Genomic DNA, 19,518 nt, shown 5'->3' with positions numbered 1-19,518 from the left:
GGAGAAGGTCAACTACCCGATGACCCCGCCGGTCGGCGGCGACCACAACGCGGTCTGGCTGGACTGCATGGGCCACGTCTACGACAAGGGCGGGGGAGGAGCGACGCGCAGCAGCGCGACGTCGAGCTGCTCGTCGTGGTCCTCGAGCGCGAAGGACGTGGAGGAGCCGTCGGCGAAGCGCAGCTGTCCGCTGGGGACCGGGTCGGCGCGCACCGACCCGACGGGCCCCGGCGGGCAGAGGACGTGCCGCGCGGTGAGGGCGTACTCCGCGCTGACCAGGAAGCCGGTGCCGCTCCACCCGGCGGGCGCGCCGTCCGGCAGGAGCCGGCCGATGGCGAGGGCGTCCATCGGGAGTCACCCGCCCGCTGGGTGCCTTCGCCGGAAGGACAGGGTGACGGCGAAGCCGCCGGTGACGGCGGCCCGGGCCAGGACCACCCCGGAGGCGGCCTCCAGTTCGACCGAGAACTCCATGTCGACGGCGTCGAGGCCCCAGCCCTCGGTGTCGGCCTGCCGGCCGCCCACCAGGCGGTCCCGCAGCTTGTCGGCCACCTCGTTGACGGTGTCGGCCAGCTCGTCGACGCGGTCGGCGAAGCGCTCGCGTAAGGAGGCTCCGGCCAGGTTTCCGGCGGCATCGGGTGACGGCACCACCGCGACCATGACGGATTCGAAGTCGGACATCGCCACTCCAGGTACTGCTCGTGCTGGTCGGCGTCCACTTCCATGGTCCGGCCTGGCGCCGGTCGGCGGCAAGGGGCCCAGGCGTGCGTGCCTAGCCCACCCGGACGGGGGTGTCGAGGAGGTGGTGGCCGCCGGTGGTGATCAGGGTGGCGAGGTCGGTGGGGGTGAGGGTGTGCGGGGCGCGGAGGAAGAACTCGTCGACGGTGCCGTGCTGGAGGGGGTGGGACTGCATCGAGACGATGGCGACCTGGCGTTCGGCGAAGGCGGTGCAGACCGGGGCGAGGCCGGCCGGGGAGTTGCGGGTGGTGGTGCGGACGCGCCACAGGGCGGTCGGGCCGACATCGGGGAGCGGGGACGGCGGCGGTGGGGCGTGCAGGCGGTGGCGGTGCGACCACCAGGTGTGGAAGAGCGCCGTGGCGAGCAGGGCGACGGCCGAGGTGGCGAGGACCACCGGGCCGTCGGGGCCGTGCACGACGACCTTGGCGACCAGGTCGGCCGCGGTGACCGAGAGGAAAACGGCGGCGAGTTCGACGGTGTCGCGGCGCCAGCGGTGGGTCCTGGCGCCGCGCCGTTGGGCACGGGGGAGGGCGGGGGTCAGCTGCTCGGAGGAGGTGCGTACGGTCGTCGTCTGGTGCTCCGTGTGCTCCATGACATCACCTTGCCCACCTGGTGTTTCCTGATCACGAACCTCCCGTGACCCGGTGGTTAAGGTCTTCGGCTCCGCGTTACGGCCGCGCGGCGCACCGTCACCGGAGGTCGGCGGCGGCCTGCACCTCCGCAGCGGCCGCCTTCACCTCGGCGAGCAGGAGGTCCAGGTCGGCCTCGGTGGTGGCGGCGTTGATCAGGCAGGCCCGCAGCACCTCCCGGCCGTCCAGCTGTGCCCCGGTGACGAACACCCTCCCGCGCCGCTGGACCGCGACCGGGAGTTCGCGGTTGAGGGCGTCGAGGGCGGTCTCGTCCAGGCCCGCCGGGCGGTGGCGGAAGGCGACGATGGAGGTCTGCACCTCGGCCAGCAGCTCCAGTTCCGGGTCGGCCTCGATCAGCGCGCCGAGCCGGCGGGCCAGCGCGGTGCAGCGGGCGACGTCCCGGGCGAGTCCGGCGCGGCCGCGGTGGGCGATGGTGGCCCAGACCTTGAGCGCGCGGAACGGGCGGGTCTGTTCGGTGCCGTACTCGGAGAACCAGCCGAGCGATCCGGCCGCCTCGTCGCGCAGGTAGGACGGGACGAGGCTGAACGTCCCGCGCAGCTCCTCCGGGTCGCGGACCAGGGCGCAGCCGCAGTCCACCGGCACGCCGAGCCACTTGTGCGGGTCGAGGGCGAGCGAGTCGGCGCGCTCCAGGCCGGCGTAGCGGTGGGCGATGGCGGGGTCGAGCACGCCGAAGGCCCCGTACGCACCGTCGACGTGCAGCCAGAGGCGCTGTTCGGCGCAGAGGTCGGCGATCGGGCCGAACGCGTCGACCGCTCCGGTGCCGACGGTGCCGGCAGAGGCGACGACCAGGAACGGCAGCAGTCCGGCGGCCCGGTCGCGCTCGACCGCGGCCCGCAGGTCGGCCGGGTCGAGGCGGCCGTCCGGGCCGGTGGCGACGGTGCGCAGGTACCGGCTGCCGAGGCCGAGCAGTTCGGCGGCCTTGCGGACGCAGGAATGGGTCTCGCCGGTGACGTAGCCGACCAGCGGCGGCAGGCCGGCCAGGCCGTCCGCGCGCAGGTCGTGTCCGGCTTCGCGGGCGGCGCGGTTCCGGGCGGCGGCGAGGCAGACGATGGTGGCCATCGAGGTGCCGGAGGTGAGCAGTCCGCCGCCGGCGGGGTGGGGGAAGCCGACGAGTTCGGCGATCCAGCGGACGACGGCGCGTTCCAGGTGGACGTCGGCGTGGTCGCCGCCGGCCGAGCTGGGGTTCATCGCGGCGGCGGCGAGGGTGGCGAGCACCCCGGCGGGGGCGGGGGCGGAGTTGACCCAGCCGAAGAAGCGCGGGTTGCCGTTGCCCATCGGGTACGGCAGCACGTCGCGGCCGATCGCGGTGACGAGCTCGGCGAGGGGCCGGCCGTCCTCGGGCAGCGGGGCGTCGAGCAGGGCCTGCCGGGCGGCCTCGGCCATCGGCTGCCAGACCGGGCGGGCGGGCAGTTCGGCGAGGTGGTCGGAGACCAGGTCGGCGGTGGCGTGCGCGGCGGCGCGGAAGTCCTCGGGGGTCATCAGGGGGCGCTCCAGCGTGGGACCAGGGGCCGGGGGACAGGCGCGGCGTCCTCGGCGCACCCTGAGCGGCCGATGATACGGAACGGGCCCGCGCCGTGCGGCGCGGGCCCTCCCAGTGGGCTGCTCTCCCAGTGGGACGTTCTCCCGGTGGGACGAGCGGGGTCAGTCGAGCGAGCCGGAGAGCCCGGCCGAGGAGCGGCAGTAGCCCTGGATCTCCTTGTTGGTGATCTTGCCGCAGAGCCGCCCGGCCGCCCCGCCGTCGGTGTAGTTGACCGTGTAGTAGCTGACCAGGCCCTCGGTGCAGGCCTTGCGCTGCCCGGCGTCGGCGGAGGTGGCGCACTGCTGGGCGGCCCAGTCCTCGCGGTCCAGGTTGTACTTCATGGTGCGCGAGCCGACGCCGCGGCTGCAGTCCGTGACCCCGCCGGAGGCCTTGCCGTTGAGGCACCACTTGAGGGCGTCGGCGTAGACCTCGGGGTGGTTCGGGTAGTCGTGCGAGGAGAGGTAGAAGGTCGGGGCGTAGAAGAAGCACGCGGACTGGAACAGGGCCGGCTGGTCCTTGCACGGGTACAGCGGGTCCTGGGCGAGCTTGTCGGCGGGCAGGTTCGCCTTGGCCTTCTCGTCCTCCTCGTCCGGGCCGAAGAGCTGCATGAACAGGCCCTCGGAGCAGCGGATCTTGTTCTGGTCGGTGGGGAACTTGTTGCACAGGTCGCGGGCCTTGGCCACGTCCTGCTTGGCGACGAACATGGTGCCGTGGCCGACGCCGTGGATGCACGGGCCGCTGTTCTTGGGCGCGCACAGCTTGAGCAGGTCGACCTCGGGCTGGCTGGAGGCGTTCAGCATCTCCTCGACGGCGCCGTGCAGGTAGCCGGCCGCGCAGGTCTCGTGCGGGAAGGAGATGACCTTCTGGAAGTCGGCGTTGAAGCGCTTGACCGCCGCGTGGCCGAGCTCGTGCGCGATCGGGTGGCAGAAGCGCACGGTGTACGGCTTCTCCTTGGTGATCTTGTCGAGGTCGGCCAGGGCGACGCCGGGGTCGGTGGCGTCCATCTCGGCCATCAGCTTGTTGCGCAGCGTCGAGCGGGTCCACACCGCCGGGTCGCCGGTCGGGGTCGCGCTCGCGGGGGTGCCGGCCGGTGCGGCGGTGCCGGGGGCGGCGGCGGTGCCGCCGGGGGTTCCGGCGGTGGCGGCGGGGGCCGTCGCCGCGTTGGCCGCGGCGGGCGACCAGTCGGTGACGGCCACCGACCCGAGGCCCAGGACGCCCAGCAGCAGGGCGGTGAGGATCGCGAATACTCGCGGTTGCATGACGGGATCCCCCGGCGGATCGAGATGGACGGTTCGTTCCCATCCTGACGGGGCGACGGCGGGATTCCCCGTTATCGCCCGCCATTCGGGAGGTGTCGGCGACGCTATCGCACGCTGCGACGCCCGGATGCGGCGGGTTGGTTCCCGATGATCACCCGGGCGGCGCAGCGGGCCCCTGCCAACGGCGGGCGGAGAGCCGGGCAGGGCGGGGCTGGGCAGGGCGGGGCAGGGCTCAGAGCTCCAGGCGCACCTGGTACCGCGTCAGCCAGCCGTTCAGGTCCAGCGCGAGGTCGACGGCCAGCCGGACGCTCTGCGGGTCGGTGTCCGGGGCGAGCGCGTCGCCGAGCCGGCGCCCGTCCAGCAGGTCGAGCACCGGGGCGGTGCCCGCCGCGGCGAGCCGGGCCAGCTCGGCCCGCAGCTGCGCCGGGTAGTGCGGGTCGGAGCTGACGGGGTAGGGGCTCTTCACCCGGTCGGCGATCTCGTCGGGCAGCACGTCCCGGACGGCGGCGCGCAGCAGGCTCTTCTCCCGGCCGTCGAAGTGCTTCATCGACCACGGCGTGTTGAAGACGTACTGGACGAGCCGGTGGTCGCAGAACGGCACCCGCACCTCCAGCCCGTTGGCCATGCTCATCCGGTCCTTGCGGTCCAGCAGGATGCACACGAAACGGGTCAGGTTGAGGTACGAGATCTCGCGCATCCGCCGTTCGACCGGGTCGGCCCCCGGCAGGTGCGGGACCTCGGTGAGCGCCTCGCGGTAGCGGGCCCGCCGGTAGCCGGCCAGGTCGAGCTTGCGCAGCAGGTCGGCGTCGAGCAGCTGTTCGCGCGGGCCGGAGCCGGCGCCGCCGATGCCGGTGACCGCGGCCGCCCAGGGGAAGTCCTCGGTGGCGATCGCGCCCGGGTCGTGGAACCAGCGGTAGCCGCCGAACAGCTCGTCCGCGGACTCGCCGGACAGGGCGACCGTGGAGTGGCGGCGCACGCCCCGGAAGAGCAGCAGCAGCGAGACGTCCATGTCGCCGACGCCGCCGGGGACGTCCCGGGCGCGCAGCACGGCGGCGCGCCGGGCGGGGTCGGTGAGCTCGGCGGCGTCGACCTCGACGACGCTGTGGTGGGCGCCGACGTGCCGGGCGAGCAGCCGCGCGTACGGGCCGTCCTGGGTCTGCCGGACCTCGTCGGCGTGGAAGTGCTCGCCCTGGCCGGTGAACTCGACGGCGAAGGAGCGCACCGGGCCGGCGCCGGAGCCGTGCAGGATCCGGGCGGCCAGGGCGGTGACGGCGCTGGAGTCGAGGCCGCCGGAGAGCAGCGAGCACAGCGGCACGTCGGCCTCCAGTTGCCGGTGCACGATGTCCTCCAGCAGGGCGCGGACGGTGGCGATCGTGGTCCGCAGGCTGTGGGTGTGCTCGCGCGCCTCCAGCGCCCAGTAGCGGCGCTCCGAGACGCCCTCGCGGCGGATCCGGACGACGTGGCCGGGGCGCACCTCGGCGATGCCCCGGTAGGGGGTGAGCCCCGGGGTGCGGGCGAAGGAGAGCAGCTCGCGCAGCCCGTCCAGGTCGACCACGGCCGACACCGCGGGGTGCGCGAGCAGGGCCTTGACCTCGGAGCCGAAGACCACCCCGTGCGGGGTGGGGTGGTAGTGCAGGGGTTTGACGCCCATCCGGTCGCGGACCAGCAGCAGCTCCTCGCGCCGGGCGTCCCAGACGGCGAAGGCGAACATGCCGTTCAGCCGTTCGGCCAGGCCCTCGCCCCACTCCAGGTAGCCGCGCAGCACGACCTCGGTGTCGCTGCGGGTGCGGAAGCGGTGGCCGGCCGCCGTCAGCTCCGCGCGCAGCTCGCGGTGGTTGTAGACCTCGCCGCTGTAGGTGAGCGCGGCCAGCACCCGGCCGTCCTGCTCGACCGTCATCGGCTGGACGCCGCCCTCGACGTCGATCACCGCGAGCCGGCGGTGGCCGAGCGCGGCGTGCCGCTCCAGGTGGACGCCGCCCGCGTCCGGGCCGCGGCAGAGCTGGGTGGCCGTCATCGCGTCGAGGACGGCCCGTTCGGCGGTGAGGTCGCGGTCGAACGCGACCCATCCGGTGATCCCGCACATCAGCAAGCCTCCGGTCTTCCGCTACGTATGCAGAAGGTCACGCTACGTGGCGGGCGGGTTCGGCTACAAGGGCGTAACGGCACAGTGCCGAACGGCACCCCCGGGGCGGCCTGGGCCAAAAGTCGGAATGCCTGCCCGAATTCGGGCAGGATCTTTGGCTTCGGCAGGGGAGGCGGCCTAGGCTCCTCACTCGTGTCGAGCTCATCCCACCCTCACGACGACCTCCTCGCCCACCTCACCCGGACCAGCCCGCTCGGGCCCCGGGAGGCGGCGCGGGTCGTGGCGGAGGTCCTCGCGTACTTCTCCGAGACCACCGAGGAGTACGTCCGGCGCCGCCACGGCGAGCTACAGGCACGCGGACTCACCAACGAGCGGATCTTCGCGCGGCTCGCCGAGGAACTGCCCGCCCGCCGCGTCGCGGCACCCGAACTCTCGGTCCGCCAGCTGCGCCGGATCGTCTACGGCTGAGCGACCGGACCGTCCCGTCTTCCCTAGGAGCCCAACCATGTGCGGAATCGTGGCCTACATCGGCCCCAAGGACGCGACCCCCTTCCTGCTGGAGGGCCTGGCCCGGCTGGAGTACCGCGGCTACGACTCGGCCGGCGTCGCCGTGGCCGGTCGCACCGGCGGGATCAAGGTCCGCAAGGCCAAGGGCCGGGTCGCCGACCTGGCCGCCGCCGTGCCGGCCCGCTTCAAGGGCGGCACCGGCATCGGCCACACCCGCTGGGCCACCCACGGCGTGCCCAGCGACGCCAACGCGCACCCGCACCTGGACGGCGCCGAGCGGATCGCCGTCGTCCACAACGGCATCATCGAGAACGCCGACGAGCTGCGCGCCAAGCTCACCGCCGACGGCGCCGTCTTCCGCTCCGAGACCGACACCGAGGTGCTCGCCCACCTGATCGCCGCGCACGCCACCGAGGGCGTCGAGCTGGAGGAGGCCGTCCGCGCCGCGCTCGGCAAGGTCGTCGGCACCTACGGCATCGCCGTCCTCGACGCCGAGCAGCCCGACCGCATCGTGATGGCCCGCAACGGCAGCCCGATCGTGCTCGGCATCGGCGAGAAGGAGATGTTCGCCGCCTCGGACGTCTCCGCGCTGGTCCGCTACACCCGCCAGGTCGTCCACCTGGAGGACGGCGAGCTGGCGGTGCTCCGGGCCGACGGCTTCCGCACCTTCACCGAGGACGCCCGCACCACCCACCGTCAGCCGTCCACCGTCGACTGGGAGATCGACTCCTACGACACCGGCGGCTACGAGCACTTCCTGCTCAAGGAGATCCACGAGCAGCCCGGTTCGGTCGAGCGCACCCTCAGCGGCCGGCTCGACGAGCGCTTCGCCACCGCCCACCTCGGCGGCCTCAACCTGGACGCCCGGGAGCTGCGCGAGATCCGCCGGGTCAAGATCCTCGGCTGCGGATCCGCCTACTACGCGGGCGAGATGGGCGCCCAGCTGATCGAGGAGCTCTCCCGCATCCCCGCGCACAGCGAGCCGGCCTCCGAGTTCCGCTACCGCAACCCGGTGATCGAGGCCGACACCCTGTACGTCGCGGTCAGCCAGTCCGGCGAGACCTACGACACGCTGGCCGCCGTCCAGGAGATCAAGCGCAAGGGCGGCCGGGTGCTCGGGGTGGTCAACACCGTCGGCAGCGCCATCGCCCGCGCCTGCGACGGCGGCATCTACCTGCACGCCGGACCGGAGATCTCGGTCGCCTCCACCAAGGCGTTCACCTCCACCGTGGTCGCCTTCGCGCTGCTCGCCCTGCACTTCGGCCGCATCCACGACCTGTCGCCCGCCGACGGCCGCCGGATCGTCGACGCCCTCAACGCGCTGCCCGGGCAGATCCGCGAGGTGCTGGAGCAGAGCGACACGATCGCCGAACTCGCCGCCGAGTACGCCGGTTCGGCGGGCATGATGTTCATCGGCCGGGTCCGCGGCTACCCGGTGGCCCGCGAGGGCGCGCAGAAGCTCAAGGAGATCTCGTACGTCCACGCCGAGGCCTACCCGGCGAGCGAGCTCAAGCACGGCCCGCTGGCCCTGATCAGCCCCGAACTGCCCACCGTCGCCCTGGTGCCGGACGACGAGCTGCTCGACAAGAACCTCACCACGCTCGGTGAGATCAAGGCCCGCTCCGGCCGGGTCATCGCGGTGGCCCACCGCCGCCCCGAGGAGAAGCTCGCCGACCACTGCATCCTGGTGCCCAAGAGCGAGCCCGAGCTGGACCCGCTGCTGCTCAACATCCCGCTCCAGCTGCTCGCGTACCACGCCGCGGTCGCCCTCGGCCGCGACGTGGACCGGCCGCGCAACCTGGCCAAGAGCGTCACGGTCGAGTAGGCGCCGCCCCAACGGTCCGCCGCCCCTTTCGTCCGCCGTTCCTTCCGACCGCCGTTCGTCGGACGCCCGCGAGCCGCCGCCCCGTGTCGGCGGCTCGCGGGCGGACGGCGGTCCGGTCCGGTCAGGAGACCAGGCCGCAGAGCGGGGTGGCGGAGCCGTGGCGGATGACGAGGGTGCGGTAGCCGGTGGCGGAGATGTCGACGGTGTAGACGCCGTCGACGGTGTAGAGGTCGCGGGCCAGGGTGCCGGCGTTCGCGCCGAATCCCAGCAGGATCGGGCCGTGGGCGCGCCAGGTCTGCGAGCCGTCGGCGTGGTACTCGACCACGGAGCGCCCGCCCGCGTCCGCGTCGTACCGGGCGCCGGTGGTGGTGTTGGTGACCCGCATCACCAGCGCGCCCCGGAAGGCGACCTTCGTCGCCTTGCCGTCGGCGTCGGTCTCCAGCACCCGCCGCTCCACCTGGTCGACCACCGGGGCCAGGTGGACCGGGAAGTCGCACCGTGAGCCCGCCGGGAGGTCGAAGGAGGGCGAGGGCCACGGCTCCCAACGGCCGTTGTCGGTGCCGGTGCCGGCCTGCGCCGGTGCGGCGGAGGCCGGTGCGGCGGCCAGGCCGACCAGGCTCGCGGCCACCATCGCGGTACACATGAGGAATCGTCGCATCATCGCTCTCCTGACGGGCTGTCGTCGTGCTGAGCCGAGCCTGGCAGGCGCCGCTCACCGGATTCTGACCATCCGGCTGCTGACCACACGTCGGGCACGTCCTAAGGTCCCGCCATGGAGTTTCGACTGCTCGGCCCGTTCGAGGCCGGCCACGACGGAGAGCCCGTCCTGTCGGGCAGCCGCCGCCAGGAACGGTGCCTGCTGGCGGTCCTGCTGCTGGAGGACGGCCGGGTGGTGACCACCGACCGGCTGATCGACCTGCTCTGGAACGGCAGCCCGCCCGGCTCGGCCCGCGGCACCGTGCACACGTACATCGGGCGGCTGCGGGCCCGGCTGCGCCCGTACGGGGTGGCGGTCGAGACCCGGCACGACGGGTACGCCCTGGCCACCGCCGGACACACCGTCGACGTCCGGGAGTTCCTGGAGCTGACCGGACGGGCGGCCGCCACCGGCGACCCCGGTGAGCGGGTGCGCTGCTACGACCGGGCGCTCGCGCTGTGGCGCGGGCCGCTCCTCGCGGACGTGGCCGACGACGCGCTGCGCGGGCGGATCGGCGGCCGGCTGGCCGAACTGCGGCTCTCCGCCCTGGAACGGCGGGCCGAGATCCTGCTCACCATGGGGCGCCACGAGCAGGTCCTCGGCGACCTGACCGGGGCCGTGGCGGAGCACCCGGCCCGCGAGAAGCTGGTCCTGGCCCTGATGACCGCGCTGTACCGGGCCGGCCGGCAGAGCGAGGCGCTCGACCTCCACCAGCGCACCCGGCAGGTGCTGGCGGACACCCTCGGCATCGAGCCGGGCGCCGAACTGGCCACCCTGTACGAGCGCATCCTGCGGGCCGACCCCCGGTTGGACCGGCCGCCGGGGCCGGTGTACGCGGTGCGGGTCGGCCAGGAGTGGCTGCCGTGGAGCGCCGGCGGGCACCCGGCGCTGGAGTTCTGCAACACCTACGCGGGCTGGGGCTCGGCGGGGTTCCCCGGCTCCGACTGGCTGCGCGGCTACCCGACCCTCGCGGTCTGGGCCGGCCACCACGACCTCGTCGACGAACCGCTGGTCGACGGGCTGCTGCGGCAGGCACGGGAGCGGCCCGAGGAGGCGGCCGACGTGCTGGCCGACGCCTGTGCGTTCCGCGCGGACCTGTACGCCTGTCTGACCGACCCGCAGGACGGCGCCGCCTTCGCCGCGGTGGCCGCCGTCGTCCAGGAGGCCACCCGCGCGGCGGTGTTCAGCCGGCGCGAGGACGGGCTGGCGCACTGGCGGCTGCCGCCGACGGCCGGCCTGCGGGTGCCGCTGTACGCTGCCGCCCGGGCGGCGGCCGAACTGCTCGCCGACCCGCGCCGGCTCACCGTGTGCCGCTGCCCGAGCGCCGACTGCGGCTGGCTCTTCCTGAGCCCGGGTGACCGCCGGCGCTGGTGCAGCCTGTCGACCTGCGGGACCGGCCGGCCCGGTCCCGCAGATCGGTCCTAGGGGCTTTCCGTTCCGTCCCTCGGCCGCTACGCCTCGGCGTCGGCTCCCGCCGTCGGGCGCGGGGCCGCGGCGAGGCGGCGGGCCGCCGCCCGGAGGGCCGCGGGCAGGTCGCTGGTCCAGCCGTCCGAGCCGGTGCCGGCGTGGACGGAGAGCGCGGGGCCGCGCGGGACGACGGTGTAGCCGTCCTCGTGCAGTGTGCGCAGGTTGCGGCGGACCACCGGGCGGCAGAGCGCGGTGGCGGGGACGGACGGCCCGATCACCACCGGGGCCGCGGTGTTCAGCACCGTGCTGAGGGCGAGGCTGTCGGCGATGCCCGCGGCGAGCTTGCCGATGAAGTTCACCGTGGCGGGTAGCACGAGGACCAGGTCGGCCCAGTCGGCCAGCTCCTGGTGCGGCACCCGCCCCGGTGCGGTGTCCCAGTCCGGCCCGCTCACCGGGGCCTGGGTGATCGCGGCCAGCGCCTGCCGGGAGACCAGGGCGTCCGCGGCCGTGGTCAGGCAGGCCCGGACCGACCAGCCGCACTGCACCCGCAGCGACATCGCCCAGCCCGGCAGGTTGACCACGCCGATGGCGCCGGTGCCGATCAGCAGCAGGTGGCCGCGCGGCAGGTCGATGGGCGGGTCGGGCAGTGGGTGCTCGGGGGTGGCGGTCATGCCGTGACTCCGGTGGGGTGGGCGGCGGGCGGGGGATCAGGACAGCAGCAGCACCCGGTCCCAGACCGGGTCCGGGGCCGGCTCACCGGTGCCGCCGGTGCTGCCGGGCAGGGTGCTCAGCAGGGCGGCGGCGACGCCGGCCGCGCCCTCCAGGACGCCCGGGTTCTCCTCCAGGCCCAGCGGTTGTCCGAGCTCCCAGCCGCGCCGGCGGTCGGCCGGGGCGACGTGGCGGTAGCCGAACGCGGCCGCCGGATCCCACTGCCGGGCCACCTGCTCGGCGATCCCGGCACAGTGGTCCAGCAGCACCTCGTCCTCGGCCAGCCGGGCGAGCCGCCACAGGCTCTGGAGGAGGCCGGCCAGGCCGTGGCAGACGGTGGGGCCCTGGAGGTGGTCCAGGGCGCCGGGCCGGTGCCCCAGGGCGTGGGCGCTGTGCAGGGCGAGCCGGCACCAGTCGTCCTGGCCGGTGAGCCGGCCGGCCCGGTAGAGCGCGGTGGCGATGCCCACCGCGCCGTAGCACCAGGCGGCGCCGAACCGGGCGGCGTGCGGGGAGGATTGGGGTGCGGCGGCGCGGTCGGCAGGAGCATCGGCGCGGGCGAGCTCGGCGTCGAGGCCGAGGCGGGGCTCCCAGGCGGGGCCGTACGCGTCGTGGTCGGCGCGGGCGGCCAGCCACTCGGCGATCCGGTGCACGGCGTCCAGCTGGCCGCCCACCGTGACGCCCTCCTCGGCGCTGCGGGCCAGCAGGGCCAGCGGGCCGGCGATGCCGTGCGCCAGGCCCAGGTTGACGTCGCCGCGCGGGAAGACCCGTCGGTCGCCGTCGGTCGCCTGACGGTCGCTGGGCACCCACCAGCCCGGCACCGGCCGCCCGTCCACGGTCACCGGCCGGGAGAGGGCGACCAGCCGGTCCAGGGTGGCGCGCAGGGCCGGTTCGGCGGCCGCGCGTTCGACCTGGTCGCCCTCGGTCACCGCGGCCAGCAGCAGCCGACCGGTGCCGGTCGGGCCGGTGATCACGTCGTAGTCCGACCAGCCGACGCCCGGGCCGTCCGGTTCGGCGGTGACCCGGGCCAGCTGTGCGGACGCCAGGTGGCCGGTCAGCGTGTGCCGCAGCTGCGGGTAGTGCGGGCCGATCCGGGCGGCGGCCTGGACGGCGGCCAGCACCGGCGCCGGGCCGTGGCTGAGCCCGACCGAGGCGGTGCCGGCCAGGGCCCGGGCGGCCGGGGCGATCAGGGCGTGCGCGGCGGGCAGCCGGGCCGGGTCGCGGCGGGCCAGCTCGACCAGGAACAGGGCGGCGCCGATGCCGCCTTCGAGCGAGACGGGCGCGGCCTGCGGGGTAACCGGCCAGGGCGCGGCGAGGGCGGCGGCGACCCGCTCGACGGTGGCCTCGATCAGCTCGGTCCCGGTGGTCACCGCTGGTGCCTCCTTCGGTCGGCGTTCCCGATCACGCAGGCGCGGGCCAGTGCCATCGCCCGCAGTTCGGCCTCCCGGTCCGGTCCGAGCAGTCGGTTGCAGCTCATGTGGAGGAGCGCCGAGAGCACTCGGGACGGCGGCGAGGGGTTCTCCCCATGCGCCGCGAGCCGGTCCAACTCCGCGCAATAGGGCGCCAGTTGTGCCGCCTGCTCGGTGAGGGCGGCGAGCACCGCGGGGCCGGTCGGGTGGGCGGCGAGCCCGGGGTGGCCGTCGGCCGGGTCGATCAGCCGGAGCCAGTCCGCCCGGCGGGCCCGGAAGCCCGCGGGCGGCGCGGCGGCGGCGGTGGGGAAGCCGCTGAGCCAGGCGGCGGCGGGCTCCCGGTGGCGGGCGGGGCGTTCTGCGGCGGTCGACGTGGGAGCCGGCGGGCCGAAGGCGTGCGCGATCGAGGCGATCGAGAGCGCGGCCAGGAGCTCCTTGTCCCACGGGAGTTGGCCATCGGCGGCCGGTCGACCCGGGCGGCGGAGGGCCGCGAGCAGGGTGAGTGCGGTGCGGCTGTCGGCGGTGAAGAACCGCTCGGCGGCGGCCTGGGCCTGCGGGCCGCCGTAGCGCTCCCACTCGGGATCGTAGCCGTCCAGCGCGAACCGCCCGACCAGCCCTTGGGCGCGCCACCGCGCCACGGCGTCCCGCAGCCGCGGCAGCAGCCGGGGCCAGAGGAGGTCGGCGGGGCCGTGGAACCGCAGGCGCAGGTGGTCCGCCGCGTCCCGGTACCGGACGAAGAACCAGCGGTCGATCAACTCCCGGGTGTCATCCGGGAGTTCGGCGAGGAAGGCCGGGAGCTGCTCGGCCAGGAAGCCCTCCGTGTGCCGGCCGGCCAGGTAGAGCCGGGCGTACAGCCAGTCGCCGCCCGGGTCGGCCACCCGCTCGCGGGTCCGGACGGGGGCCTCCGGGTTCCTTGTCTCGATCTGATGATCCATCAAAGCAGTGAAGGCGAGCGATACTTCCGCCGCGTGCGGCTGCCCGTCCGGGCCGCGTAGCCAGCCGCTGGAGCGGTCCTCGCCGCCGGCCGGCTCCATCGCGACCAGGTCCGGATCCTTGGCGATCTCCTCCCGCAGCAGCTCCAGGTGCCAGGCCTCCGCGAGGTCCAGCGGCAGCCGGAGGTCGTACTTGGTCAGGACGAGTCGTTCCGGCGCCCGCCACTTCCGGCGCCAACGCTCCACCGCGGCCCGCCAGTCGGCCGGGCCGAGCGCGGTCTGCTCGCGCAGCTCGTCCAGCCGCCAGGTGGCCGAGAAGAGCACCACCCGGCCGTACCGGACCCGGGGGAGGAACGGCGCGTGGACGGCCGCGCCCCAGTCCCACGGCGCGCCCAACCGGTGGGCGTCCCGGCCCAGTTCCAGCAGCAGGCGGGCGGCGTTCGGGGCCTGGGTCCGCAGGTCGATCGCGTTCTGTGCGTGCGGCAGGAGCCGGCGGCCGGTGGGCAGGTGCACCGGGTACAGGTGGTCCACGGTGGCGGCCACCCCGATGTGGTCCAGCGGGACGGCGGTGGCGTCCGGGTCCGGCGGCAGGCCGATGGCGAGCTGGTGCGGTACGGACCGGCGGCTGTTGGCCAGGTTGAGCGCCCGGGTGGTGCGCGGCTGGTAGGCGACGCCGAGGTGCAGCGCCCCGGGGGTCTCCGGGAAGGTCGCCTCGGCCAGTTCGGCGAGCACCGAGTCGACCGGTTCGGCCGCGCCGGGCAGGCCGGCGAACCGGCCGAAGGTGGAGCCGGCCTCGGCGTGGCTCGGCCCGCCGGTGGTGACCAGGAGGAAGTCCCCGTCGGTCAGGGCCTGTTGGTCGGCGGCGACCAGGGCGTAGAAGAGCTGGCAGGAGCGCGGCGGTCGCCCGGGTCCCGGCCCGGCGGCGGTGGCCAGCCGGGCCACCAGCGCGTCGTCCAGCACCACCTCCCGGGCGCCCGCCTGCGCCGCGCCGGCGACCAGCCGGGCGATCAGGGTGTCCCGGGCCGGGGTGGGTCGGGGCGGCGCCTCCTCGGGCCGGGCCGAGGCCGGCCAGCCGTACCCGGCGGGCGCGCCCAGGCCGACCGTGTCGTCCAGCAGCTCGACCAGCGGGACCACCCGGTCGGCTCCGTAGCGTTCCAGGAACTCCCGGTGGTAGGCACGCAGATGGGGCAGACCGTGGCCGCCCGGGGTGAGCCGCCAGAGCGTGTCCAGGGCGCGGGCCGCCTCCTCGGCGACGGTCCGCGGCAGCCGCACCTCGGCGCCGAGGGCCAGGTCGACGTGCAGCAGCCGTTCACTGTCGGCGAGTTGGTGCAGCCCGTGCTCCAGTGCGGCCAGCGCGGCGGCCCGCTCCGCCAGGTCCTGCCCCGCCGGCCCCAGCGGGGCGCGGTCGTACCGGTCGCGGTCGGCGGCGACGGCGCGCAGCGCGGCGAGCGCGGGCAGCGGCCGGCAAGCCGATCGTTCGGCCCCGGCCAGGACCTCGATCATCCGGTTGAGCGGATCGCCGCCGTCGAGGACCGGACGCAGCCCGGTGATCAGGAACTCCTGGCGCACCAGGGCGGCCAGCAGCCCCGCGATCCGCCCCGGCGCGGCCTGCGGGAACCGGCGTTGCAGCTCGGTGGCGAGCTCGGCGCCGGTCGGCCCGGTACCGGCCAGCTCCAGCGCGGCGGCGACCACCGGGGTGAGCCGCACCGACACCTCGGCGCGCGCGAGGTCGCCGGCGCTGCTGCCCGGGTTGGAGGGGGCGGTCATCACCAGCCGGTCGCCGCGGCGGACGGTGCCGGCGTGCCGGTGCAGCGGCAGGTGCGGGATCAGCTCGGGCTGTTGCTCCAACCGTCGGATCAGCCGGAACAGCCAGTCGAGGTCCACCCGGGTGCGGCTGGTGGGCGGCTCGGTCCAGACCGCCTTGACCGGCGCGGGCAGCCCGGCGGTGTCCTCGAACCGCAGCGGGGAGACTCCGGCGAAGAGGCCGAAGGGGGTGCAGCGGGTGCGCAGCCGCAGCTCGTAGCGGAGCACCGAGTGGGCGGCCCGGCGCAGTTGGGCGTCGGTCCGGCTGCTCGTCGGGTCGGGCGCCCCGGCGGGGGCCGGCTCGGCGGTCGCCGCCACCACCCGGGCCAGCGAGGGGCTGGCGACCCGCAGCGCGGCCATGAACAGCGGGTCGGCGGCGGCCCCGCGCAGCAGCGCCAGGCAGGCCGCGCGGTCGGCGGGCGCGGTGTCGCCGAGCCCGCCCGGCCCGTCCGCTGCGGTGGGAGCGGCCCAGTCCGGCCGGTGCGACCGGGCCCGCAGCGGGGCCCGCAGCAGGGCGACCGGCGCGGCGCGGAAGAGCGGCGGGGCGCGGAAGAGCGGCGGGGCGGCGGGCTGATCGGGCATCAGGGGCGCTCCCTCGGGTGGCGGCGGGGCGGCGTGGCGGCGGGCGGAGGAACACCTGGCACGGGGCCGGCGGTCCGGACCGCCGGCCCCGTGCGTCAGGCAGTCTGCCGAGGTGCGAGTCGGTCGGTCAGCAGCAGAGCGAGGTCGCGAAGCAGGAACAGGTGACGCTGCACCCCCAGGTGGTGAAGCCGGCCTCGGCGGGGGTCTCGGTGACCTCGACCTGGATGTCCAGGTCGAAGAGGTCGTCGAGGACCGTCTCGGTGGTGGCGGTTTCCAGAACGGCAGTGGGCATGCGAACTCCTCCGGTCGATGGTCCGGTTGGTGATGATGGAGCGCGGTTCACGCTACGAACGAGCGCTTGAGGGGTACTCGACAAATGCTCCAGACCTCTGACGTGTTCGTACAACTTGAGGCGTTCGTCTGGCGTACAGCGGGCAGTCATGAACGGTCCGCCGGGCGGTACCCCGCGCGCGCTGTTCTTGGGTCACCGTCCGCCACCCCCCGTGACACGCAGAGGTCATCCCACCCATGGCAGATCTGAACCGCCGCCGTTTCCTCCAACTGGCCGGTGCCACCGTCGCGTTCTCGTCGCTGTCGCAGAGCATCGCCCGAGCCGCGGCCATCACCCCGCTGGGGAGCACCGGCACCATCCAGGACGTCGAGCACATCGTCGTGCTGATGCAGGAGAACCGTTCGTTCGACCACTACTTCGGAGCGATGAAGGGCGTCCGCGGCTTCGGCGACCCCCGCCCCGTCACCCTGCCGAGCGGCAAGCCGGTGTGGTACCAGACGGACAGCGCCAAGAAGGAGGTGCTGCCGTTCCGCCCGCAGGTCAGCGACCTCGGCCTGCAGTTCATCCAGGACCTCAACCACGACTGGGCCGGCGGCCACAAGGCCTTCAACAACGGCAAGTACGACCAGTGGGTCCCCGCCAAGACCGCCACCACGATGGCCTACCTGACCCGGAACGACATCCCGTTCCACTACGCGCTCGCCGACGCGTTCACCCTCTGCGACGCCTACCACTGCTCGTTCATCGGCTCCACCGACCCGAACCGCTACTACATGTGGACGGGCTGCACCGGCAACGACGGCACCGGCGGCGGCCCGGTGCTCGGCAACCAGGAGGCCGGGTACTCCTGGACGACCTACCCCGAGCGGCTGGAGAAGGCCGGCGTCTCCTGGAAGATCTACCAGGACATCGGCGACGGCCTGGACGCGGCCGGCTCCTGGGGCTGGATCGGCGACGCCTACCGCGGCAACTACGGCGACAACTCGCTGCTGTACTTCAACAACTACCGCAACGCCAAGCCCGGCGACCCGCTCTACGACAAGGCCCGCACCGGCACCGACGCCAAGGCCGGCGACGGCCTGTTCGACCTGCTGCGGCGCGACGTGCAGGCCGGCACCCTGCCGCAGATCTCCTGGATAGCCGCCCCCGAGGCCTTCACCGAGCACCCCAACTGGCCCGCGAACTACGGCGCCTGGTACGTCTCGCAGGTCCTGGACGCGCTGACCTCCAACCCCGACGTGTGGGCCCGCACGGCGCTGTTCATCACCTACGACGAGAACGACGGCTTCTTCGACCACGTCGTGCCGCCGTTCCCGCCCTCCTCCGCGAGTCAGGGCCTGTCCACCGTGGCGACCGGCGCGGACTACTACGGGGGCAGCACCGGCTACGCGGCCGGCCCGTACGGCCTCGGCCAGCGGGTGCCGATGCTGGTCGTCTCGCCCTGGAGCACCGGCGGCTACAGCTGCTCCGAGACCTTCGACCACACCTCGATCATCCGTTTCATGGAGCGCTGCTTCGGCGTCCAGGAGCCCAACATCTCGCCCTGGCGGCGCGCCGTCTGCGGCGACCTGACCTCCGCCTTCGACTTCACCACCTCGAACGCGACCCCGGCGACGCTGCCCTCCACGGCCGGCTACCTCCCGCCGGACCACAACCGGCACCCGGACTACGTGCCCACCCCGCCCGCCACCGGCACCCTGCCCAAGCAGGAGCCGGGCGCCAAGCCCACCCGCCCGCTCAAGTACGCGCCGTACGTGGACGGCGCGGCCGACGTCGTCAGCGGGAAGTTCGCCCTCACCTTCAGCGGCGGCGCCGCGGCGGGCGCCCAGTTCCTGGTGACCTCGCCGGTCCGCACCGACGGCCCGTGGACGTACACCACAGAGGCCGGCAAGACCATCGGCGACGCCTGGAACACCAAGTACTCCAAGGGCGTCACGGACCTGACCGTGCACGGGCCGAACGGCTTCCTGCGCCGCTTCCGCAACCCCGGCAAGACCGCCGGGCCCGAGGCCGTCGCGCGCCACAACGCGACCACCGGCAACCTCGACCTGACCTTCACCAACGCCGGCACCGCGGACGCCGTGCTCACCGTGGTCAACGCCTACGGCGGCGCTCCGCAGACCCTCACCGTCCGCCGCGGGGCGACCGTCGCGTTCACCGTCGACCTGAGCGGCTGCCGCCACTGGTACGACGTCACCGTCACCTCCAGCGCGACGGCCGACTTCGTCCGCCGCTTCGCCGGCCACGTCGAGACCGGCGCCCCCGGCCTCTCCGACCCCGGCCTGCTGACCTACTGACGCCGCACCGGCACTCCACACCCAGACCCACCCGACGGGTCTCCGCCAGGCGCCGGGGAACGCTCCGGCGCCTGGCCGCGTCGTTGTTGACCATGAGCCCTCCCCAGGGAGGGCCGTGTGTCCCCGAGAGACGTGGAGCAGTGGATGACCTTGGAACACCCGACGGACCGGGCGGCAACCGCGCCCCGAACGGCCCGCCAGCCCCGGACGGCCCGCCCGCCACAGGCCGCGCAGACCGACGAGGTCGCCGCGCTGCGCCGCAGGATCCACGAGCTGGAGTGCGAGAACGAGATCCTCCGGGAGGCCTCCCCTTTCTTCACGCGGGAGCTCGGCCCGCGACGCCCGCACTGATCCGGTTCATCGAGGCGTACCGGACGTCGCACGGGGTCGAGCGGATCTGCCGCGCGCTGCGGATCCCCCCGTCGACGTACTACGCGGCCCGCTCCCGGCCGGCCTCCGCCCGCGCCGTGCGGGACGCTGAGCTGCTGGACCGGATCCGCCGCGCCTACGAGGAGAGCAACCGCACCTTCGGCGCGCGCCGGGTCTGGACGCAGCTGCGGCGCGAGGGCGTCGACGTGGCACGGTGCACGGTCGAACGGCTGATGCGGGAGTCGGGGCTGGCCGGGGCCAGCGGGGCGGCGGGCTTCCGGCGCCGCAACCTGCGGCCGTCAGCGGGCGGTCCCTCCGCGGCAGTGTGAAGCCCGGCGCCGGTTCAGTAGCTGCGTAGTGGGCGGCGAGCTGGGTCTTGCCGACGCCCCCGCCGCCGGCCAGCACCTGGCTGAGCACGACCGTCCCGTGCTGCTCACGGGCCTCGTC

General features: G+C 74.6%; 17 protein-coding genes, 1 pseudogene and 1 other annotated feature. Of the genes and pseudogenes, 7 read left to right on the top strand and 11 right to left on the bottom strand.

What is annotated here, in order from left to right; translation table 11 throughout:
• Positions 1 to 88 (top strand): annotated as a pseudogene (locus ABTY15_RS37790) (DUF3105 domain-containing protein); the annotation flags it as partial.
• On the opposite strand, the gene ABTY15_RS37785 reads toward ABTY15_RS37790, so the two are convergent.
• From ABTY15_RS37785 to asnB, 6 genes are all read right to left on the bottom strand, one after another.
• Positions 79 to 348, bottom strand: coding sequence for a trypsin-like peptidase domain-containing protein (locus ABTY15_RS37785; RefSeq protein WP_350606379.1), 270 nt, complete (start codon positions 346 to 348; stop codon positions 79 to 81). The pseudogene ABTY15_RS37790 and the gene ABTY15_RS37785 sit on opposite strands and share 10 nt — an antisense overlap.
• A 6-nt stretch (positions 349 to 354) precedes the next feature.
• Complete coding sequence (locus ABTY15_RS37780; protein ID WP_350606376.1) at positions 355 to 678, bottom strand: CU044_2847 family protein; 324 nt, start codon at positions 676 to 678, stop codon at positions 355 to 357.
• Positions 679 to 769: 91 nt separating this feature from the next.
• A complete protein-coding gene (locus tag ABTY15_RS37775) occupies positions 770 to 1,327 on the bottom strand; it encodes a hypothetical protein (RefSeq protein ID WP_350606374.1) in 558 nt (185 codons plus the stop codon).
• Between the two features lie 97 nt (positions 1,328 to 1,424).
• Entirely contained in the window at positions 1,425 to 2,864 is a 1,440-nt protein-coding gene (locus ABTY15_RS37770) for a pyridoxal phosphate-dependent decarboxylase family protein (RefSeq protein WP_350606370.1), read from the bottom strand.
• 162 nt (positions 2,865 to 3,026) lie between these two features.
• The gene (locus ABTY15_RS37765) at positions 3,027 to 4,163 is read right to left on the bottom strand and encodes a hypothetical protein (protein ID WP_350606367.1); all 1,137 of its coding nucleotides are present in this window, start codon (positions 4,161 to 4,163) and stop codon (positions 3,027 to 3,029) included.
• Between the two features lie 232 nt (positions 4,164 to 4,395).
• Complete coding sequence (gene asnB, locus ABTY15_RS37760; protein WP_350606364.1) at positions 4,396 to 6,246, bottom strand: asparagine synthase (glutamine-hydrolyzing); 1,851 nt, start codon at positions 6,244 to 6,246, stop codon at positions 4,396 to 4,398.
• A 192-nt stretch (positions 6,247 to 6,438) separates the two neighbouring features.
• Between asnB and ABTY15_RS37755 the strand changes: the two genes are divergently transcribed.
• Positions 6,439 to 6,714 (top strand): hypothetical protein, encoded by a 276-nt coding sequence (locus tag ABTY15_RS37755; protein WP_350606360.1) that lies wholly within the window; start codon positions 6,439 to 6,441, stop codon positions 6,712 to 6,714.
• Between the two features lie 37 nt (positions 6,715 to 6,751).
• On the top strand, positions 6,752 to 8,578 hold the full coding sequence (gene glmS, locus ABTY15_RS37750) for a glutamine--fructose-6-phosphate transaminase (isomerizing) (protein ID WP_350606354.1): 1,827 nt from the start codon (positions 6,752 to 6,754) through the stop codon (positions 8,576 to 8,578).
• A gap of 121 nt (positions 8,579 to 8,699) precedes the next feature.
• Here the strand turns inward: glmS and ABTY15_RS37745 are convergent, their stop codons facing one another.
• Positions 8,700 to 9,236, bottom strand: coding sequence for a hypothetical protein (locus tag ABTY15_RS37745; protein WP_350606351.1), 537 nt, complete (start codon positions 9,234 to 9,236; stop codon positions 8,700 to 8,702).
• 114 nt (positions 9,237 to 9,350) lie between these two features.
• Here ABTY15_RS37745 and ABTY15_RS37740 point away from each other — a divergent pair, with 114 nt between their 5' ends.
• Positions 9,351 to 10,700 carry a BTAD domain-containing putative transcriptional regulator gene (locus ABTY15_RS37740; protein WP_350606349.1) on the top strand — a complete coding sequence of 450 codons (1,350 nt, stop codon included), beginning with the start codon at positions 9,351 to 9,353 and terminating at the stop codon, positions 10,698 to 10,700.
• Between the two features lie 26 nt (positions 10,701 to 10,726).
• On the opposite strand, the gene ABTY15_RS37735 is transcribed toward ABTY15_RS37740, so the two are convergent.
• From ABTY15_RS37735 to ABTY15_RS37720, 4 genes are all read right to left on the bottom strand, one after another.
• A complete protein-coding gene (locus ABTY15_RS37735) occupies positions 10,727 to 11,353 on the bottom strand; it encodes a flavoprotein (protein ID WP_350606346.1) in 627 nt (208 codons plus the stop codon).
• A 36-nt stretch (positions 11,354 to 11,389) separates the two neighbouring features.
• Positions 11,390 to 12,757, bottom strand: a complete 1,368-nt coding sequence (locus ABTY15_RS37730) for a lanthionine synthetase C family protein (RefSeq protein WP_350606343.1) — start codon at positions 12,755 to 12,757, stop codon at positions 11,390 to 11,392.
• Positions 12,754 to 16,113 carry a lantibiotic dehydratase gene (locus ABTY15_RS37725; RefSeq protein ID WP_350606339.1) on the bottom strand — a complete coding sequence of 1,120 codons (3,360 nt, stop codon included), beginning with the start codon at positions 16,111 to 16,113 and terminating at the stop codon, positions 12,754 to 12,756. The genes ABTY15_RS37730 and ABTY15_RS37725 overlap by 4 nt, the downstream gene beginning before the upstream one ends.
• 127 nt (positions 16,114 to 16,240) lie before the next feature.
• Complete coding sequence (locus tag ABTY15_RS37720; RefSeq protein ID WP_350606335.1) at positions 16,241 to 16,405, bottom strand: FDLD family class I lanthipeptide; 165 nt, start codon at positions 16,403 to 16,405, stop codon at positions 16,241 to 16,243.
• A 236-nt stretch (positions 16,406 to 16,641) separates the two neighbouring features.
• Between ABTY15_RS37720 and ABTY15_RS37715 the strand changes: the two genes are divergently transcribed.
• The 3 genes from ABTY15_RS37715 (at position 16,642) to ABTY15_RS37705 (ending at position 19,400) form a co-directional block, all read left to right on the top strand.
• Positions 16,642 to 18,702, top strand: coding sequence for a phosphocholine-specific phospholipase C (locus tag ABTY15_RS37715; RefSeq protein ID WP_350606332.1), 2,061 nt, complete (start codon positions 16,642 to 16,644; stop codon positions 18,700 to 18,702).
• Positions 18,703 to 18,846: 144 nt separating this feature from the next.
• Positions 18,847 to 19,053, top strand: coding sequence for a hypothetical protein (locus tag ABTY15_RS37710; RefSeq protein ID WP_350606329.1), 207 nt, complete (start codon positions 18,847 to 18,849; stop codon positions 19,051 to 19,053).
• Positions 19,008 to 19,124, top strand: a sequence feature (AL1L pseudoknot). It overlaps the preceding gene by 46 nt.
• A 45-nt stretch (positions 19,125 to 19,169) precedes the next feature.
• Positions 19,170 to 19,400, top strand: a complete 231-nt coding sequence (locus ABTY15_RS37705) for an IS3 family transposase (RefSeq protein ID WP_350606326.1) — start codon at positions 19,170 to 19,172, stop codon at positions 19,398 to 19,400.
• Positions 19,401 to 19,518 lie beyond the last annotated feature (118 nt).

This window comes from Kitasatospora sp. NPDC097643, from assembly GCF_040302625.1.
Lineage (GTDB): Bacteria > Actinomycetota > Actinomycetes > Streptomycetales > Streptomycetaceae > Kitasatospora.
The sequence above is the reverse complement of the archived record's forward strand: the minus strand, read 5'-3'. Positions and strand labels throughout refer to the sequence as shown.

Excerpts from the sequence above, each read along its gene's own strand:
- ABTY15_RS37785 (WP_350606379.1), bottom strand. The coding sequence starts at position 348 with ATGGACGCCCTCGCCATCGGCCGGCTCCTGCCGGACGGCGCGCCCGCC.
- ABTY15_RS37780 (WP_350606376.1), bottom strand. The coding sequence starts at position 678 with ATGTCCGACTTCGAATCCGTCATGGTCGCGGTGGTGCCGTCACCCGAT.
- ABTY15_RS37775 (WP_350606374.1), bottom strand. The coding sequence starts at position 1,327 with ATGGAGCACACGGAGCACCAGACGACGACCGTACGCACCTCCTCCGAG.
- ABTY15_RS37770 (WP_350606370.1), bottom strand. The coding sequence starts at position 2,864 with ATGACCCCCGAGGACTTCCGCGCCGCCGCGCACGCCACCGCCGACCTG.
- ABTY15_RS37765 (WP_350606367.1), bottom strand. The coding sequence starts at position 4,163 with ATGCAACCGCGAGTATTCGCGATCCTCACCGCCCTGCTGCTGGGCGTC.
- asnB (WP_350606364.1), bottom strand. The coding sequence starts at position 6,246 with ATGTGCGGGATCACCGGATGGGTCGCGTTCGACCGCGACCTCACCGCC.
- glmS (WP_350606354.1), top strand. The coding sequence starts at position 6,752 with ATGTGCGGAATCGTGGCCTACATCGGCCCCAAGGACGCGACCCCCTTC.
- ABTY15_RS37745 (WP_350606351.1), bottom strand. The coding sequence starts at position 9,236 with ATGCGACGATTCCTCATGTGTACCGCGATGGTGGCCGCGAGCCTGGTC.
- ABTY15_RS37740 (WP_350606349.1), top strand. The coding sequence starts at position 9,351 with ATGGAGTTTCGACTGCTCGGCCCGTTCGAGGCCGGCCACGACGGAGAG.
- ABTY15_RS37735 (WP_350606346.1), bottom strand. The coding sequence starts at position 11,353 with ATGACCGCCACCCCCGAGCACCCACTGCCCGACCCGCCCATCGACCTG.
- ABTY15_RS37725 (WP_350606339.1), bottom strand. The coding sequence starts at position 16,113 with ATGCCCGATCAGCCCGCCGCCCCGCCGCTCTTCCGCGCCCCGCCGCTC.
- ABTY15_RS37720 (WP_350606335.1), bottom strand. The coding sequence starts at position 16,405 with ATGCCCACTGCCGTTCTGGAAACCGCCACCACCGAGACGGTCCTCGAC.
- ABTY15_RS37715 (WP_350606332.1), top strand. The coding sequence starts at position 16,642 with ATGGCAGATCTGAACCGCCGCCGTTTCCTCCAACTGGCCGGTGCCACC.
- ABTY15_RS37710 (WP_350606329.1), top strand. The coding sequence starts at position 18,847 with ATGACCTTGGAACACCCGACGGACCGGGCGGCAACCGCGCCCCGAACG.